General features: G+C 73.0%; 16 protein-coding genes. 12 read left to right on the top strand and 4 right to left on the bottom strand.

The window, feature by feature from the left end; translation table 11 throughout:
* Positions 1 to 233 precede the first annotated feature (233 nt).
* Positions 234 to 1037, top strand: a complete 804-nt coding sequence (locus tag GTW43_RS02145; RefSeq protein ID WP_161299827.1) for a slipin family protein — start codon at positions 234 to 236, stop codon at positions 1035 to 1037.
* A gap of 27 nt (positions 1038 to 1064) precedes the next feature.
* On the opposite strand, the gene GTW43_RS02140 is transcribed toward GTW43_RS02145, so the two are convergent.
* Both GTW43_RS02140 and GTW43_RS02135 read right to left on the bottom strand, forming a co-directional pair.
* A complete protein-coding gene (locus GTW43_RS02140; protein WP_161299826.1) occupies positions 1065 to 1520 on the bottom strand; it encodes a MarR family transcriptional regulator in 456 nt (151 codons plus the stop codon).
* Between the two features lie 64 nt (positions 1521 to 1584).
* Positions 1585 to 2211 carry a TetR/AcrR family transcriptional regulator gene (locus tag GTW43_RS02135; protein WP_161299825.1) on the bottom strand — a complete coding sequence of 209 codons (627 nt, stop codon included), beginning with the start codon at positions 2209 to 2211 and terminating at the stop codon, positions 1585 to 1587.
* A gap of 142 nt (positions 2212 to 2353) precedes the next feature.
* Here GTW43_RS02135 and GTW43_RS02130 point away from each other — a divergent pair, with 142 nt between their 5' ends.
* The 8 genes from GTW43_RS02130 to GTW43_RS02095 all read left to right on the top strand — a co-directional run bounded on the left by GTW43_RS02130 (position 2354) and on the right by GTW43_RS02095 (position 11659).
* Entirely contained in the window at positions 2354 to 3808 is a 1455-nt protein-coding gene (locus tag GTW43_RS02130; RefSeq protein ID WP_161299824.1) for a cytochrome P450, read from the top strand.
* A gap of 56 nt (positions 3809 to 3864) precedes the next feature.
* Positions 3865 to 4125 carry a hypothetical protein gene (locus GTW43_RS02125; RefSeq protein ID WP_161299823.1) on the top strand — a complete coding sequence of 87 codons (261 nt, stop codon included), beginning with the start codon at positions 3865 to 3867 and terminating at the stop codon, positions 4123 to 4125.
* A 91-nt stretch (positions 4126 to 4216) separates the two neighbouring features.
* Positions 4217 to 5434 carry a substrate-binding domain-containing protein gene (locus GTW43_RS02120; protein WP_161299822.1) on the top strand — a complete coding sequence of 406 codons (1218 nt, stop codon included), beginning with the start codon at positions 4217 to 4219 and terminating at the stop codon, positions 5432 to 5434.
* Between the two features lie 114 nt (positions 5435 to 5548).
* The gene (locus tag GTW43_RS02115) at positions 5549 to 6895 is read left to right on the top strand and encodes a sugar ABC transporter substrate-binding protein (protein ID WP_161299821.1); all 1347 of its coding nucleotides are present in this window, start codon (positions 5549 to 5551) and stop codon (positions 6893 to 6895) included.
* Between the two features lie 30 nt (positions 6896 to 6925).
* A complete protein-coding gene (locus GTW43_RS02110) occupies positions 6926 to 7906 on the top strand; it encodes a sugar ABC transporter permease (RefSeq protein WP_161299820.1) in 981 nt (326 codons plus the stop codon).
* The gene (locus tag GTW43_RS02105; RefSeq protein ID WP_161299819.1) at positions 7903 to 8778 is read left to right on the top strand and encodes a carbohydrate ABC transporter permease; all 876 of its coding nucleotides are present in this window, start codon (positions 7903 to 7905) and stop codon (positions 8776 to 8778) included. Before GTW43_RS02110 ends, GTW43_RS02105 begins: the two co-directional genes overlap by 4 nt.
* A 23-nt stretch (positions 8779 to 8801) precedes the next feature.
* Positions 8802 to 9782, top strand: a complete 981-nt coding sequence (locus GTW43_RS02100) for a hydroxyacid dehydrogenase (protein WP_161299828.1) — start codon at positions 8802 to 8804, stop codon at positions 9780 to 9782.
* A complete protein-coding gene (locus tag GTW43_RS02095) occupies positions 9779 to 11659 on the top strand; it encodes a DUF2264 domain-containing protein (RefSeq protein ID WP_161299818.1) in 1881 nt (626 codons plus the stop codon). Before GTW43_RS02100 ends, GTW43_RS02095 begins: the two co-directional genes overlap by 4 nt.
* A 27-nt stretch (positions 11660 to 11686) precedes the next feature.
* Here the strand turns inward: GTW43_RS02095 and GTW43_RS02090 are convergent, their stop codons facing one another.
* Both GTW43_RS02090 and GTW43_RS02085 read right to left on the bottom strand, forming a co-directional pair.
* The gene (locus tag GTW43_RS02090) at positions 11687 to 12271 is read right to left on the bottom strand and encodes a TetR family transcriptional regulator (RefSeq protein WP_161299817.1); all 585 of its coding nucleotides are present in this window, start codon (positions 12269 to 12271) and stop codon (positions 11687 to 11689) included.
* A gap of 4 nt (positions 12272 to 12275) precedes the next feature.
* Positions 12276 to 13733, bottom strand: a complete 1458-nt coding sequence (locus GTW43_RS02085; RefSeq protein ID WP_161299816.1) for an MFS transporter — start codon at positions 13731 to 13733, stop codon at positions 12276 to 12278.
* A 188-nt stretch (positions 13734 to 13921) separates the two neighbouring features.
* Between GTW43_RS02085 and GTW43_RS02080 the strand changes: the two genes are divergently transcribed.
* From GTW43_RS02080 to GTW43_RS02070, 3 genes are all read left to right on the top strand, one after another.
* Positions 13922 to 14914: a Gfo/Idh/MocA family oxidoreductase gene (locus tag GTW43_RS02080; RefSeq protein ID WP_161299815.1), complete on the top strand. Its 993-nt coding sequence runs from the start codon at positions 13922 to 13924 to the stop codon at positions 14912 to 14914.
* A gap of 55 nt (positions 14915 to 14969) precedes the next feature.
* Positions 14970 to 16163 carry a DUF4032 domain-containing protein gene (locus GTW43_RS02075; protein WP_161299814.1) on the top strand — a complete coding sequence of 398 codons (1194 nt, stop codon included), beginning with the start codon at positions 14970 to 14972 and terminating at the stop codon, positions 16161 to 16163.
* 453 nt (positions 16164 to 16616) lie between these two features.
* Positions 16617 to 17226: helix-turn-helix domain-containing protein (locus GTW43_RS02070; RefSeq protein ID WP_161299813.1), on the top strand; the 610-nt coding region annotated here is incomplete at its 3' end.

The following is a 17226-nucleotide window of genomic DNA, read 5'->3' as shown; positions in this document are numbered from 1 at the left end:
TCGTCGGACCGCTCAGCGGGAGCGAGCGCGGCGCACGGCAGGAGACGGGCGTCCCCGATCTGACACAGCCGTGATCGGACCCACCTCCTCGTTCACTCGTTCTTCCGTTCGTACCCCTGTGGGGGCCCGGTCACATTACCGCACCGCACGCCCCTGACCGTGGACCCTCGCCCCGGCCGCCCGCGCGGGCATATCGTGGACGGGAGGGACGGCTCGGAAGTCTGGGGGTCCCCATGGTCCAGGAACTCGTGATGGCGGGGGCGGCGACCGTCTCCGCCTGTCTGGTGTACGTGGCGGCCGCGGCTCGCGTGGTGAAGCAGTACGAGCGCGGGGTGGTGTTCCGGCTCGGGAAGCTGTCCGGCGGGGTGCGCGGGCCGGGGTTCACCCTGGTGGTGCCGGGCGTCGACCGGCTGCGCAAGGTCAATCTGCAGATCGTCACGATGCCGGTGCCCGCGCAGGAGGGCATCACGCGGGACAACGTGACGGTGCGGGTGGACGCCGTCGTCTACTTCAAGGTGGTCGACGCGGCCAATGCGGTGATCCAGGTCGAGGACTACCGCTTCGCGGTCTCCCAGATGGCGCAGACCTCGCTGCGGTCGATCATCGGCAAGAGCGACCTCGACGACCTGCTCTCCAACCGGGAGAAGCTGAACCAGGGGCTGGAGCTGATGATCGACAGCCCGGCGATCGGCTGGGGCGTACAGATCGACCGGGTGGAGATCAAGGACGTGTCGCTGCCCGACACCATGAAGCGGTCGATGGCGCGGCAGGCCGAGGCGGACCGTGAGCGCCGGGCCCGGGTGATCAACGCGGACGCGGAGCTGCAGGCCTCGAAGAAGCTGGCCGAGGCCGCCAAGGAGATGTCGGAGCAGCCGGCCGCGCTCCAGCTGCGGCTGCTGCAGACGGTGGTCGCGGTGGCGGCGGAGAAGAACTCGACGCTGGTGCTGCCGTTCCCGGTGGAGCTGCTGCGGTTCCTGGAGCGGGCACAGCAGCAGGGGCCGCCGCCGTCGGGGGAAGGCGTGACGGCTGACGGCTGACGGCTGACGGCTGACGGCTGAGGCAGGTCAGGTTCCGGTCAGCCGTTCCAGCAAGGCGATCGCCTCGGCGAGCGTGCGCCGTTCGGCCGCGTCGAGCTCGCTGTCCAGGGTGCGGGCGAGCCAGCTCTGCTTGGCGGCGCGGACCGAAGCGAGGACCTCACGGCCCGCGTCGGTGACGGAGACGACGGACTGCCTGCCGTCGTCCGGGTCGGGTGCCCGCGACACGAACCCGCGCTCCTCGAGCGCGCCGACGGTGAGCCGCATCGACTGGGGGCGCACGTACTCGGCACGGGCGAGCGCCGCGGTGGTGGCCGGCCCTTCGCGGTCGAGCCGGGCCATGACCGTGCGCTGGGTCGGGGTGAGCAGGCTGTCGGGCGAGGCGGTGCGCATCCGCCGGGCGAGACGTCCGACGGCGCCCGCGAGGTCGGCGGCGATCCGCTCGGCGGGCGGGTCCTCGGCCGTGGGGCCCTGCGTTCCTGGCATGCGCCCACCGTACGAGGTCGGCGCGAGGCCCGACAAGCGGCGGCCGGCGCCGTGACCTGCCGGGTCAGCCCGCGGCGACGGCGCCGAGCAGGGCTCCGGCGCACAGGTCGCGGACGCGCTCGCGCGGGGTGCCGGGGCGCTCGAGCCAGTCGAGGCAGACGGTGACGAGGAAGGCCAGCCAGCCGCGGACGGCGATGCCCAGCATGTCCGGAGCGGGCAGCCGGCCCGCGAGGTGCGGGTCGGCGGCGAGCGCGGCCATGATCTGCGCCTCGTGCGCGGCGAGTCCCTCGCGGTAGACGGCGCGCACGGTCGGGTCGCCCGCGGCCTCCGCGCGGTGGAAGGCGCGGAAGCCCTCCGCGTGCGCGGCGACGTACTCGAGGAAGGTGTCGAGGCCCGTGCCGATCTGGTCGCGCACCGGGATGCCGGGCACGGCGGCGGTCAGCCGCAGCATGCGTTCGCTCTCGCGCCGCACGACGGCCGCGAAGAAGTCCCTCTTCGTCGGGAAGTAGTGGTACAGCAGGCCTCGCGAGACACCGGCGATCTCGGCGACCTGCTCGATCCACACGTCGTCGTACGGGTGCTGCGCGAAGAGCCGCGCGCCGACGCCGAGCAGCTGCTCGCGGCGCTCCGCGGTGCTGAGCCGGCGGCGTGTGCGCTCCACCGGCGTTCCCGTTCCCCCTCGTTCGGTCATGGACGGCACCCTACTGGCCGCACCGCTCCTTACTTGACGTGAGTTCAACAACAGGACCACACTGTGGCGCATTATTGAATCCACGTCTAACAAGGTGCGCCGGACCGGTCAACGGGACTGCGACGCAGGGGAGATGGGCTCGATGGCGCAGACGACGCAGGCGGCAGGCGGGGTGCTGCCCCGGGGCTTTCGCAGTGCCGAGCACGGCTGGCCGCGCCTGGACCGGATCCCGCACCCGCCGCGCCGGGTGCCGTTGATCGGCGACGTGCTCGGGTCCGACGTCCGCACTCCGCTCCAGGACTCGATGCGCGTCGCCGCCGAGCTGGGTCCGATCTTCCGGCGCAAGGGCTTCGGCAAGGAGATCGTCTTCGTCGCGGGGGCGGACCTGGCGGCGGAGCTCGCGGACGAGTCCCGGTTCGCGAAGCACGTCGGGCTCGGCGTCGCCAATCTGCGGCCGGTCGCGGGCGACGGCCTGTTCACCGCGTACAACCACGAGCCCAACTGGCAGCTGGCGCACGACATCCTGGCCCCGGGGTTCAGCCGCGACGCGATGGCCGGTTACCACCCGCTGATGCTGGACGTGGCCGGGCAGCTGATGAGCGCGTGGGACACGAGCGAGGCGGCGGGCCGCAGCGTGGACGTGCCTGGTGACATGACGAAGCTGACGCTGGAGACGATCGCCCGGACGGGCTTCGGGCACGACTTCGGCTCGTTCGAACGGGACTTCGCCAAGGAGGGCCCGCACCCGTTCGTGACGGCGATGGTCGGCGCGCTCTCGTTCGCCCAGCGGCGCAACGTGGTGCCGCCCCTGCTGTCGGTCCTGCTGCGCGGCGCGGAGCGGCGCAACGCGGCGGACCGGGCGTATCTCAACCGCACGGTCGACGCGGTGATCGCCGCCCGGCGCGCGTCCGGCGGCGGCCCGGGCGATCTGCTCGACCGGATGCTGGAGGTGGCGCACCCGGAGACCGGCGAGCGGCTGGCCCCGCAGAACATCCGGCGCCAGGTGATCACGTTCCTGGTGGCAGGCCACGAGACGACGTCCGGTGCGCTGTCGTTCGCGCTGCACTACCTCGCGCAGCACCCGCAGGTCCTGGCGAAGGCGCAGGAGGAGGTGGACCGGGTGTGGGGCGACACGGAGGTGCCCGCGTACGAGCAGGTGGCCAAGTTGCGCTATCTGCGCCGGGTGCTGGACGAGTCGCTGCGGCTGTGGCCCACGGCCCCCGCCTTCGCGCGGGAGGCCGTCGCCGACACGACGCTCGGCGGGGTGCATCCGATGCGGCGGGGCGCGTGGGCGCTGGTCCTGACGACGATGCTGCACCGCGATCCGGCGGCGTGGGGCGACGACCCGGAGTCCTTCGACCCGGAGCGGTTCGCGCCACAGGCGGTGCGGGGCCGTCCTGCGCACGTGTTCAAGCCGTTCGGCACGGGCGCACGGGCCTGCATCGGCCGTCAGTTCGCGCTGCACGAGTCGATGCTGGTGCTCGGGCTGCTCCTGCGCCGCTACGACCTGCGGGCGGAGCCGGGCTACCGGCTGCGGATCGCGGAGCGCCTGACCCTGATGCCGCAGGATCTGCGGCTGCACCTCACCCGTCGCTGACCTGGCAACTCGCCCTATTGGCGGGGATTGTCAGTGCCGTGCGCAAGAGTGGGGGCATGAACGGGACCAGGAACCTCGGACGGCAGACGACGCATCACGAGCTGGCGGCGGCCCAGGCCTTGCTGCGGCTCACGCACACGGCGCGCGCCGCGCTCGGCGGCGCGGAGCCACCGGGCACGGCGGCGGTGCTCGCCGTGCCGATCGCCGAGGCCGACGAGGCGCTCGGCCGCGCGGGCCTCGCGGGCAACGAGGCATGGCTGCTGGAGCGGATCTACGACCTGGGCAGCCCTCTGGAGCCAGAGCGCGAGTCGGTGTAGCGGCTCGCCCGGTCGTCGGGCGCCTGGTTATGCTGCGGAAGCGTTCAGCAAATCGCTCAAACGAACAGCGAGTTGTGAGGGGGCCTCCAGCATGCGCGAACCGGTCGATCTCAGGCGGCAGCGGATCCTTGCCGTGGTGCAGTCGCGGGGGGCGACCCGGGTCAGCGATCTCGCCGCGGAGCTCGCGGTGTCCGTGGTGACGCTCCGCCGGGACGTCGAGGAGCTGGCCCGGCAGGGCCGACTGCGGCGCGGACACGGGGTGGCCACGCCCGTGCTGCCCGCGGCCGGCCAGGAGCCGGCCGCCGCGCCTGCCGGGGAGGCGCTGCCGTCCGGCGGGCCCGTCGCCGTGGTCGTGCCGGAGCGTCACGCGTACCTCTACGAGGCGCTGCACGGGGCGCGCTCCGCTTTCGAGGAGGCGGGGGTGCGGATCGCGCTGCACATCGCGCCGGCCGCGCCGGGCGCCGAGCAGCCGCTGGTGGAGCGGGCGCTGGCGGACGGTGCGCGCGGACTTCTGATCGCGCCGCGCTGGCGCAGCCTCGCCACCGAGGAGGCGGACTACGCCTGGCTGTCGCGGCTCGCGGTGCCCGCCGTGGTCATGGAGCGCCGGCCGCGGCGGGGCGGCGCGCTGCACGCCGTGGACACGGTGTGCACCGACCACTGGTACGGGGTGCATCTCGCGGTCGAGCATCTGACGGGGCTCGGCCATCGCCGGATCGTCCTCGCTGCGCGGGACGACAGCCCGACGGCGCGGGCGATCCGTGCGGCGTTCACCGAGATCGTGACGGACCATCCGGGCATCGACGCGGCCGAGGTGGCCCTGAGCTCGCCGGGGGCGGCCCCCGACCCGGCCTCTCAGAGCGCTGCGCGGCCGGTGGATCTGCCGGAGCTCATCGCCGGGTCGGGGGCCACGGGCGCACTGCTGCACGGGGACGTGGACGCCCTGATGCTGGTGCAGTCGCTGCGCGACAGCGGGGTGCGGGTGCCGGAGGACTGTTCGGTGATCGCGTACGACGATGTGGTCGCGGGGCTCGGGAGCACGCCGCTGACGGCGGTCTCCCCGCCGAAGGCGGAGGTCGGGCGGGCGGCCGCGGAGCTGCTGCTGCGCCGGATCGCCCGTGCGGCGGCGGGTGACGGGGCGCCGGATCCGGGGCGGCGTCTGGAGCTGCTGCCCTCGCTCCAGGTGCGCGGCTCGACGCGGGCGCCCGGTACGGGTGATGCGCCCGGTACGAGTGGCGCCCCGGGAGTCGCGGGTGTGCCGGACGCTGCCGGGGCGTGCGCGGCGCAGGAATCAACAGCCGTCACACAGTGAGCGTTTGACCGTTTTATTTTCTTCTGATCGGTCTCTTGACCAGGTCCGCTCAGCCGATCAGGATTCCCGTGACTCGAACACGCAGGAGCCACGCAAGAGCCGCGGGAGGCGCCCATGCCTGCTCGACAGTTCCGTCACCGTCGTCGGTCTGTCCTCGCCTCGATCGCCGCGCTGCCGCTGACGGGCGCTCTGAGCGCCTGCGGCGGCGGCAGCACCGGCGCATCGGGCCGGTCCGGGAGCAAAGGCACCACGGTCATCACGTTCTGGTCCGCACTGCGCGGCAGCCAGGAGGTGGTGGACGCGTTCAACAGCACGCACGACCACATCAAGGTCGATTTCGAACAGATCCCGTCCGGCACGCAGGGCGGCTATCTCAAGCTCAGCAACGCGGCCCGCGCGGGCAACGCGCCGGACGTCGCCACGATCGAGTACCCGCAACTGCCGGGCTTCGCCATCGACGGCGTCGCCCGCGACATCACCTCGCTGGTCGGCGACGACCTGCGCGCGAAGCTGCTGCCGCAGTCCCTCGGCCAGACCACGTTCGAGGACCGCACGTACAGCGTGCCGCTCGACATCGAGCCGATGGTGATGCACTACCGCAAGGACCTCTTCGACCGCTACGGCCTCGAGGTCCCGACGACCTGGGACGAGTACGCCGACGTGGCCCGCGCGGTGCGCCGCACCGGCGGCGGCCGACGGCTCGCCACGTTCCCCACCGACGGCATGAGCCAGTTCGCGGCCTGGAGCTGGCAGGCCGGGGCCCAGTGGTTCGACACGTCGAAGGGCGCCTGGAACGTCTCGATGGCGGACGCTCCGACGCGGAAGGTCGCCGCGTACTGGCAGCGTCTGCTCGACGAGGACCTCGTCTACGTCAACTCCTCCACCGCACGTCTCTACGACGCCCAGATCGGCAACGGCCTGGTGCTGACCCGGCTCAGCGGCGCCTGGGACGCGGGCGCGCAGATGAACGGGCACCCGGAGCAGAAGGGGAAGTGGCGGATCGCCCCGCTCCCCCAGTGGGCGCCCGACCGGCCCGCGCTCGGCACGCACGGAGGCTCCACGTTCGCCGTGACGAAGGACAGCCGGCACCCCGAGGCCGCGATGGAGTTCATCACCTGGCAGGTCGCGCACCCCGACGCGCTGAAGGCGCGGCTGTCCAGCGGGGCGAGCAGCCAGTACCCGGCGGCGACCGGACTGATCGACGTGGGGCGCGCCGCGTTCGACCGCGCCTACTACGGGGGCCAGGACATCTACCGGCTGTTCGAGCAGGAGGCGCACAAGATCCGGGACGGCTGGACCTGGGGGCCGCGGATGACCGCCACCGGCAACGTCATGCAGGACGCGTTCGCCCGGGCCGGTGGCGGCTCCGGCACGGTCCTGTCCTCCGTGCGCGCCGCCCAGGAGGGCACCATGCCCGACCTCAGGGCGCTCGGCCTCACGACGACCCAGCACTCGACCTGACCGCCGCACCCCGAAAGGCAGGTGACACCCATGACCACGACAGCCCACGCCCCCGCCCCCGCTGCGGCCGGACCCCGCGACCGGGACGCCGCGTCACCGGCGCGCCGCAGGGCCGGACGGCGGCGCGGCGGCGCCGCCGCCGTCCTGATGGCCCCGTTCTTCGTCCTGCTCACCCTCGTCTTCCTGATCCCGGTCGGCACGGCGGTGTGGCTGAGCTTCTTCAGCGACGACCAGCCGGGCCTCGGCTTCGGTCCCGAGCGCACGGTCTTCGTGGGGCTGCGCTCCTACGCCGCCGTGCTGACCGACCCGACGTTCCTGTCCGGGATCGGCACGGTCGCGCTGTACTGCGTGCTGTACATCCCGCTCATGGTGATCGGCTCGCTCGCGCTGGCGCTGCTGCTCGACTCGGGGGTGGTACGGCTGCGCGCCACGGCCCAGCTCGGCCTCTTCCTGCCGCACGCCGTGCCCGGCATCATCGCCGCGCTGATCTGGCTGTACCTCTACACGCCGGGCATCAGCCCGGTGATCGAGGCCCTCGGCAAGGCCGACCTCACCGTCGACTTCCTCGGTCTGCACACCACGCTCCCGTCGATCGTGAACATCGCGCTGTGGAGCAACCTCGGCTACAACATGGTGGTCTTCTACGCCGCCCTGCAGGCCGTGCCACGCGAGGTCCTGGAGGCCGCCGTGGTCGACGGGGCGGGCCCGGTGCGCACCGCGCTGCGGGTCAAGGCGCCGCTCGTGCGCTCCTCCATCGTGATGGTCGCGATGTTCACGCTGATCTGGGCGCTGCAGCTGTTCACCGAACCGATGCTGCTGCACCAGTCCTCACAGATGATCAACACCCGGTTCTCGCCGAGCATGTACATCTACGACGCGGCGTTCAGCCGCAACAACTACTCGCTGGCGGCCGCCGCCTCGGTGATCCTGCTGATCATCACGATCGCCGTGTCGTACGGCGTGACGCGCTGGACCAACCGCGTCGAGGCGGCCGAGGAGGGCACCCGATGAGCATCGCCGCCGAACCGAGGAGCTCCGCCCTGCTGCGGCCCCGGCTGCTGGGCCGCACGGCCGTCAACGTCGTGGTCGCGATCTCCGCCCTCTACACGCTGCTGCCGGTCCTGTGGCTGGTGCTCGCCGCGTCCAAGTCTCGGGATGCGCTGTTCAGCAGCAGCATCCTGTCGTTCAGCGACTTCTCCCCGGTCCGCAACGTGAAGGACCTGTTCGCCATGGACGGGGGCCTGTACGGGCGCTGGTACGCCAACAGCCTGCTGTACGCGGTGCTCGGTGCGGCGATCGGCGCCCTGGTCTCCGTCGCCTGCGGGTACGCCTTCGACAAGTACGCCTTCCGGCACAAGGAGAAGCTGTTCGGCCTGGTGCTGGCCGCGGTGATGGTCCCGCAGACCGTGCTCGCGCTGCCGCTGTACCTGATCGCGTCCGAGACCGGGGTGGTGAACACCTTCTGGTCGGTGTTCGTGCCGGTCCTGTTCAATCCGTTCGGCGTCTACCTGGGCCGGATCTTCGCGCAGGGGTATGTGCCGAACGAGGTCCTCGAGGCGGCGCGGGTGGACGGCGCCGGCGAGCTCACGACGTACGTCCGGGTCGCTCTGCGGATGCTGGGCCCCGGGCTGATCACGGTGTTCCTCTTCCAGCTCACCGCGATCTGGAACAACTTCTTCCTGCCGATGGTGATGCTGTCCGACCAGGACCTCTATCCCGTCAGCCTGGGCCTGTACCAATGGAACAGCCAGGCGTCCGTCTCTCCCGAGTACTACCCGGTGGTGATCATGGGTTCGCTCCTCGCGGTCCTCCCTCTCATTCTCGCGTTCGTCCTGCTGCAGCGGTTCTGGCGGGCGGGTCTCACGGCGGGGGCGGTCAAGTGACCGTTCCGCGCGCCGCGCTGGCGATGTCGGCGCACACGTCGGCGGCCGTCTTCACCCCCCGCTCCCTCGACGCGCTGCGCCGCGTGAGCGATCTCGCGCCGCTGCCCGCCCTGGACGACCTGACGTCCGCGCGCGCCAAGGAGGTGCTCGCCGACGTGGAAGTGCTGGTCACCGGCTGGGGCTGTCCGCCGCTGGACGCCGCGGTGCTCGCCGCGGCGCCCCGGCTGCGGGCGGTCGTGCACGCGGCAGGCTCGGTGCGCGGCCATGTGACCGAGGCCTGCTGGGAGCGCGGCGTCGAGGTGTCCTCGGCCGCCGCGGCGAACGCTCTGCCGGTCGCCGAGTACACCGTGGCCATGATCCTGCTGCACGGCAAGAACGTGCTGGAGCGCGCCCGTGACTTCCGGCGGGACCGCACGCGCGACAACTGGCTGGTCACCACGCAGGATCTCGGCAACTACCGTCGCACCGTGGGCATCCTGTCCGCGTCGATGGTCGGCCGCCGCGTCATCGAGCTGCTGCGGCCCTACGATCTCGAGGTGCTGCTGCACGACCCGTTCGTGGACGCCGAGGAGGCGGCCTCGCTCGGGGTCACCCCGGTCTCGCTGCCCGAACTGTTCGAGCGCAGCGACCTGCTGAGCGTGCACACCCCGCTGCTGCCCGAGACGCGCGGCCTCGTCGACCGGGCGCTGCTGAGCGCCCTGCGACCCGGTACCACCCTCATCAACACCGCGCGCGGCGCCGTCCTCGACCAGGACGCCCTGACCGAGCTCGTCGTCGCGGGCCGCTTCCGTGCGGTCCTCGACGTCACGGTGCCCGAGGTGCTCCCGGCGGGCCATCCGCTGTGGGACTGCCCGCACGCGCTGATCACCCCGCACCTGGCGGGTTCCCAGGGCAACGAGTGGGAGCGGCTCGCCGACACCGCGGTCGCCGAGGTGTCCCGGTGGGCCGCCGGCGACGGCTTCGCCCATCCCGTACGACGCGAAAGGCTGGCGTTCCTCGCATGACGATCCCGTTCGAACTGCCGCAGGACGACCGGGAGCTGAGCTCGTCCACGGGCTACACCCGGGCCCATTGGGAGGCCGTGGCCGACGGGCTGCTGGGCGCGGCCTGGCGCTGGGCGACGCCGCGCGGGGCGCTCCTCGACCTGCCGGGCCGCCCGTCCGCGTCCGGGGTCCGCTCGGACGGTCTGGAGGGGTACGCGCGCACGTTCCTCGCGGCGGGATTCCGTGTCGCGGGCGCCGGCGGCAAGGACCCGCACGGCCTGCTCGACCGGTACGCGGAGGGGCTCGCGGCGGGGACCGCGACGCCGGGCCGGGACGACGCCGAGTCGTGGCCGCTGATCCTGGACCACCATGTCCAGGGCCAGCCGATGGTGGAGTCCGCGTCGGTCGCGCTCGGCCTCATGCTGACCCGGCCGTGGCTGTGGGACCGGCTGGACGACGGGGTGCGGGACCGCGCGGAGGCGTGGCTGCGCGGGGCGCTGACGCACACACCCGCGCCGAACAACTGGTATCTCTTCCCGTTCATGGTCGCCTCGTTCCTGGAGTCCGCGGGGCGCGGCGACGCCGACACGGCCCGCGCGAAGGAACGCGCGCTCGGTCTGATGGAGACGTGGTACCGCGGCGACGGCTGGTACGCGGACGGCGACGGCCGCGCCTTCGACCACTACAACGGTTGGGCGCTGCACCTCTATCCGATGCTGCACGCGCACCTCACCGGGGACACGGCGCTCGCGGACCGGTTCGGCCCGCGGCTGCGGGAGCATCTGGAGGGCTTCTCGCTGCTGTTCGGCGGGGACGGGGCGCCGCTGCACTTCGGGCGCTCGCTGACCTACCGGTTCGCGGCGTCCGCCGCGGTCGGCGTCGGGGCCGTGACCGGGCACACGCCGCTGTCCCCCGGCACGTCACGACGGCTGATCAGCGGCAGTCTGCGCTACTTCCTCGACCGGGGCGGTGTCACGGACCAGGGCCTGCTGAGCCTCGGGTGGCACGGGCCGCACCCGGCCACGCTGCAGAACTACTCGGGGCCCGCGTCCCCGTACTGGGCGTCGAAGGGCTTCGTGGCGCTGCTCGCGCCGGAGGACGATCCGCTGTGGACCGCCCGTGAGGAGCCGGCGCCGAGCGAGGGCCCCGACCGGGTCGTCGCCCTGCCCGCGCCCGGTCTGCTCGTGCAGTCGACCGGCGCCGACGGCATCGTGCGGCTGCACAACCACGGCAGCGACCACGTGCGCCCGCACGAGGGCGAGTGCGCGGCCCAGGAGGACATCCACTACGGGCGCCACGCGTACTCGACGCACACCGGTCCGACCGCGCGCACCAACGTCGCCGACAACCACCTGGCCGTGGAGGTGGCGGGCGCGGCGAGCGTCCGGCGCCGCATCGAGCCGCTGGGCGCCGGACAGGGCGACGGCTGGGGCTGGGCGGCGTCCCGGCACCGGCCGGTCTTCGCGGCGGGCGCCCCGATGGTGCCGGGGCTGCGCGTGGAGAGCGTGACGGTGGCCAGGGGGCGGCACGAACTGCGGGTGCACCGCGTCGTGGGGGCGCCGCACGGCGCACGCGTCACGCTGACCGGCTGGGCCACGGACGCGCTGCGCTCCGAGCTGACGGCGCTGCACGGCTGGGACGGCCGGGACGCCGTACGGGCTCCCGAGGGCACGGCCTACGAGCCGTGGGTACGGGTCCCGCGGCTGGCGGCCCGGGTCGAGGGCACCCTGATCCTGGCCGCGCTCGCGTCGCTGGGCGGGCCCGGCGCCGAGGACGGCGGCGACCCGGCGGACGCCGTGACGGCCGTCGAGCCCGGGGACGGCGGACTGCGGGTCAGGTGGGCCGACGGGGCGTCGACGGTGATCGCCTTCGATCCGCTGGAGGTGCGCGGCGAGTGAGCCGGCCCGACCGGTGAACGAGCGGGCTCAGCCGTCGAGTTGAGCCTGGACGGCCGGGGCGTACCGCGTGACGACGTCCTCGATGCCCGCGGTCCGCACGTGCGGACCGCGGGCGATGCCGTACAGGGTGCCGAGGCCGAGCAGGGCGGACACCGCCAGTTCGGCGCGCAGGCCCGCGTCGGGTCCGGTCAGCCGGGTCGCGAGGCGCTCGGTGACCTGGGCACGGAAGTTGGCGCGCAGGATGTCGCCGCGCTCGCCCTGGAGCGGGGCGTGGACGATGCGCAGGATCGGGTCGGCGCCCTGCTCGGCCTGCCCGACGAGAACGCGGCGCACCATGTGCCGGCCGAGCTCCTCCAGCGGGGCGTCGAGGAGCGTCTCGACGTCGGCCTCGAAGTTCATCGTGTGGGCGAACAGGGCCTCTTTGTTGCCGAAGTACTTGAGGATCAGCGGCGGGCTGACGCCCGCCCGCTCCGCGATCGCCTTGAGCGTGATGTCGCCGTGCGCGTGCCGGGCCAGCAGATGGCGGGTGGCGCGGACGATGGCCGCCCGGCTGGCCTCGGCGTCCCTGCGGGGCGGTGCGGGCCCCGGACCCTGTGCGGACGCCGTGTCCATCGCCTCACGCTCCTTTCGCGGTGGCGACGGGCGCCGCCGTGCGGGTGCCGGGCGGGCCCGCCCGGCGGTCGTCGGGGACGGCCAGGGCGAAGGCCGTGGCCACCAGGGCGACCGTACCGGCCATGGCGAACGCGAGCTGGTACCCGTGCAGCGTGGGCACCTCGGCGCCGCCCACCCGCGTCGTGTGGTGGACGAGGACGGCGGCGACCGCGGCGCTGGAGACGGCTTGGCCGATGGTGCGCATCAGGACGTTGACGCCGTTGGCGGACGCGGTCGCACCGGCGGGGACGGCGCGCAGGATGAGGGTGGGCAGCGCCGAGTAGGCGAGTGTGGTGCCGGTGGAGACGACGGCGGCACCGACGAGGATCACCCACAGGTCGGTGCTGTCGACGATGCGGACGGCGTAGCCGAGGGCGAGCACGACGCCTCCGATCGCGAGTGTCACGCGCGGGCCGCGGGCGGTCGAGATGCGGGCGGAGACCGGCGAGAACAGCAGCATGATGACGCCGCTGGGCAGCATGCACAGGCCGGTCGCCACGATGGACAGGCCGAGGCCGTAGCCGGTGGCGACGGGCGCCTGGACGAGCTGGGCCGTCACGAGCGAGTTGGCGTAGAACGCGAAGCCGGTGAAGAGGGCCGCGACGTGCGGCAGGCCGACCCGGCGCCCGGCGGCCAGCCGCAGGTCCACCAGGGGCTGCGCCGAGCGCAGTTGCTGTGCGGCCCAGAGCGCGAGGAGCACGGCCGCGCCGGCGAACAGGGCGAGGACGGGTGCGCTCCCCCAGCCCCACTGGCCGCCCTGGGAGACGCCGAGCAGCAGACAGACGAGCCACCCCGCGAGACCGGCGGTGCCGAGCGCGTCGAAGCGCCCGGGTGAGCGGACCGGCGACTCGCGCACCGCCCACCAGGCGGCGGCGAGCCCGAGGACGCCGAGCCCGGCGGTCGCCCAGAACATGACGTGCCAGTTCGCGTACTGCACGAGGAGCGCGGCGAGCGGCAGGCCGAGGGCCGCGCCGATGCCGACGGTCGAGCTCATGAGGGCCACGGCGGATCCCGTGCGCGCGGGCGGCAGTTCGTCGCGCAGGATGCTGATCGACAGCGGGACGACCGCCGCCGCGGCGCCCTGCAGGGCGCGGGCCGCGATGAGGAGCCTGATGTCCGAGGTGAGCGCGCAGAGCACGGAGCCGGCGGTCATGAGCGCGAGGGCCCCGAGCAGGACGCGCCGCTTGCCGTACATGTCGCCGGCGCGGCCGAGCACGGGAGTGAGCACGGCGCCGGCCAGCAGGGTCGCGGTGACCATCCAGGACACGGCGGCCGGGGAGGCGCCGGTGAGCCGGGGCAGGTCGGGCAGGAGCGGCACGACGACCGTCTGCATGACGGCCATGAGGATGCCGCCGAAGGCGAGGACGGGCACGGTGAACCGTTCGCGCGTACGCGGTGTCTCGGGTATCGGCACGGGGTCCATGGGTCTCCTGCGGGGAGGGGCTGACGCGGGACGGTGCGCGACGCCGGGCACCGGGCGGAGGTGAAGAACTGGTGAAAGAGCATTCACCCCCGTGGTGAATCAGTATTCACCACGGCGTGGGCGGTGTCTGCGGGCAGCCCCGCGAACAGCCCTGCGGCGGCCCGCCCCGCTGGGCGATACTGCGAGCCATGACCTCCGCCTCGCCCGCCTCCCCCACCTCCCCCACCTCATCCGCCTCGTCCGACCCGTCGTCCGCCTCGACCGGCGCCCCCTTGCGCTTCGGCCTCGTCGGCACCGGCCCGTGGGCGCACCGGACCTACGCACCGACCCTGCGGGACCACCCTTGCGCCGAGCTCGTGGGCGTCTGGGGCCGTCGCGCACCGGCGGCGGCCGAGCTGGCCGCCGCGTTCGGGACGACGGCCGCCTCGGACGTGGACGAGCTGTTCGCGGCCTGTGACGCCGTCGCGTTCGCGGTGCCGCCGGACGTGCAGGCCCCCCTGGCCGCGCGAGCCGCGGCGGCGGGCTGCCATCTGCTCCTCGACAAGCCGCTGGCGACGGACCCGGCGGCGGCCCGCGCGGTGGCCGGGGCGGTGGAGGCCGCGGGCGTGGCCTCGGCGGTGTTCTGCACGATGCGCTATGTCCCCGCGGTGGCCGACTGGATCGCCGAACAGGCCGCGTCCGACGGCTGGTTCACCGGTCGGGCCGACTGGTACGGCGCCCTGTTCGGTGCCGAGGACGCCGCCGAGAAGCGCGCCTCGACACCGTGGCGCGCCGAGCGCGGCGCCCTGTGGGACGTGGGCCCGCACGCCCTGTCGGTGCTGCTCCCGGTGCTCGGGGACGCGACCGAGGTGACGGCTCGGCGCGGCCCCGCCGACACCGTGCACCTGGTGCTGCGGCATGCGTCCGGGGCGTCGAGCACGGCGAACCTGAGCCTGACGGCCCCGCCCTCGGCCGCCGGGGCGACCGCCGAGTTCCGCGGCACAGCCGGCGTGACGACGATGCCCGCCGCGGGCTCCTCCCAGGAGGCGCTGGCCGCAGCGGTCGACGCGCTGGTGCACGCCGCGCGCACCGGTGTCCCGCCCGTGTGCGACGCGCGGTTCGGGCTGCGGCTCACGGAGATCCTCGCGGCGGCGGAGGCGTCGCTGGCGGCGCCCGGCGCCGGTACCGGCGGGGCGCCCTGACCCGCTGCGGAGCGCAGGGGCACCGTCCCGTGCGGCGCGTGCCTACTCTGGGCGCATGCCGCTCGAGATCAGCGCCACCAATCCGGAGCACCCGGTGCTTCTGCTCGCCCTGCCCTGGCACATACCCCTGGAGGAGTGGCCCGAGGAGTACCTCGTGCCGCTGCCCCGCGGCATCTCCCGGCACGTCGTGCGGTACGCGCGCGCCGGGGACGAGGTGGTCGCGGTCAAGGAGCTCGCCGAGCGGCCGGCCCTGCGCGAGTACGAGATGCTGCGCACCCTCGACCGCACGGGCATCCCGGCGGTGGACCCGCTGGCCGTGGTGACGGGGCGCACGACCCCGCAGGGCGCTCCGCTGGAGCCCGTCCTCATCACCCGGCACCTGGGCGGGTCCCAGCCGTACCGCTCGATGTTCGAGACCACGCTGCGGCCGTCGACCGTGCACCGCCTCATGGACGCGCTGGCCGTCCTGCTCGTACGCCTCCACCTCGTCGGTTTCGCGTGGGGCGACTGCTCGCTGTCCAACACGCTGTTCCGGCGCGACGCGGGCGCGTACGCCGCGTACCTGGTGGACGCAGAGACCGGCGAGGTCCATCCGCGGCTCAGCGACGGCCAGCGCGCGTACGACATCGACCTGGCCCGGGTCAACATCAGCGGCGAGATGCTCGACCTGGAGGCCTCCGGCGCGCTCCACCCGTCCATCGACCCCGTCGAGTTCGGCACCGAGATCGACCGGCGCTACACGAACCTGTGGAGCGAGCTGACCCGCACCTCGGTGTACCCGCCGGGCAAGCACCACTACATGGAGCGGCGCATCAGGCGGCTGAACGACCTGGGGTTCGACGTGGCCGAGATGCAGATCTCGCGCTCACCGCAGGGCGACACGGTCACGTTCGTGCCGAAGGTCGTCGACGCGGGGCACCACCAGCGCCAGTTGCTGCGGCTGACCGGTATGGACGCGGAGGAGAACCAGGCGCGCCGGCTGCTCGGCGACCTGGAGAGCTGGATGGCGACGCAGGACGACGCACAGGGCGCCCGCCCCGAGGTCCTCGCCCACCGCTGGGTCCGCGACGTCTTCCGCCCCACGGTCCGCGCGGTCCGCGACCGGCTGCCCTCCCCCGTGGACCCGGCCGAGCTCTACCACGAACTCCTCGAACACCGCTGGTACCTGTCCGAGCGGGCCCAGCACGACATCGGACTCGAGGCGGTCGTCGAGGACTACGTCGCGCACGCGCGCACGCCACGGGGCTGACCGCCGCGTGGCCGGATCTCGGGGGGTGGGGGACCGGGCGCGGCCGGTGCCGTGGCCGCTACGTAATGGCGAGTGACGGCACCGACCGCAGCCAGTGTCCTCCCGGCGGGGTCTCGGACGAGTACGGGACGTGCGTCGTGCAACGCATTTTCCGGCCACATCCAACAATTCAGGTGGCCCGGTCCCACTCTTCTTCCTCGAACAGCCCCAGGAGGCTTGCGGGTTACCCGTTCCCGGGAAATTTCGGCCATTTTCGAGCGGCCCGGCACAGGTGCCGCATCGTTGTGCCTACGTGCTCACACACGATGAAACCGCCAGGTGGGCAACCTCGCACCGCCCATCATGACGGAGAGTCTGATCGTTTTCTTCGGGCAATGTTTATTACCAAAGGCGATGGGAGTATTTAGACTGGCCGGTGCCCAACTCGGCGTGCACCAAGAAGGATTACCGACCATGAACAAGAAGGCGCTCCGCGCCCTGCTCCGTGAACGGCGCGCCCTCATAGACCCCGTGTCCCACGGCTTCGAGCGCCCTACGGGACAGGGCAGACGGGCGCCGGGCCTGTCCCAGCACCAGGTGGACCAGCTGCTGCACCGCACCCTGGGGACGTACCACCGCCTGGAGTCGGGGAGTTACCCGAATCCCCCGACGGATCTCCTGCGGGACGTCGCCCTGCTCTTCGGTCTCGACGAGCAGGACTGGGTGTCCCTGTGCCGCTACGCCATCCTCCAGGACCCGCCCGGGCCGCTGCACCAGTCGTCCGGCAAGGAGATCCCGGCCTTCTGGCAGCACGCCCTCGACTGCATGGGGCAGATGGCGTACGTGTCGGACGCCTCGTGGGACCTGATCGCCTACAACGACGAGTTCGCCTCGATGTTTCCCGACCGGCGCGTCCCGACGAACACGATGCGCTGGATGCTGCTGGAGCCACAGGGACGCCGGCTGCTCCTCGACTGGCACAACGCGTGGGCGCCCTGGGTCCTGCCGCAGCTGCGCGCCGCGCTGGCGAGCCGCCCGGACGACGGGACGCTCCAACAGATCGAGAAGGAGGTGCTCACCGACC

Origin of the sequence: Streptomyces sp. SID5785 (genome assembly GCF_009870065.1) — a bacterium.
Taxonomy (GTDB): domain Bacteria; phylum Actinomycetota; class Actinomycetes; order Streptomycetales; family Streptomycetaceae; genus Streptomyces.
This window is presented reverse-complemented; position numbering and strand designations above follow the sequence as displayed.